A 255-nucleotide genomic window follows, 5' to 3' on the forward strand; every position below is an offset into this window, starting at 1 on the left:
TCAGGCAGTGTCTCGCGCGACATGTTCGAGATGTGACCTACCGATGAACTCGTCGCCGCTGCGAATCGAAAATTCTGCCGCGTCGTTCAGAAGCGTCGATATTTCCCCCGTCAGCCCGCCGCTCGCGCCCAGCACGAACTGGACGATTTCGCGTCGCGTTAGATCAGATGGCTTGCGCAGCGGCAGTACACGCTCAAACGCCGCCAGAAGACGCCTGAGGCTGTCGCCTTCCCTCCAACGTGGAATTTCAAACGG

The 255-nt window shown here is 59.6% G+C and carries 1 pseudogene; it reads right to left on the reverse strand.

Going from position 1 to position 255, the window contains the following annotated elements:
* Positions 1 to 255 (reverse strand): annotated as a pseudogene (locus tag VSR34_RS39165) (transposase); the annotation flags it as partial.

This window comes from Paraburkholderia sp. JHI2823, assembly GCF_038900695.1.
Lineage (GTDB): Bacteria > Pseudomonadota > Gammaproteobacteria > Burkholderiales > Burkholderiaceae > Paraburkholderia > Paraburkholderia mimosarum.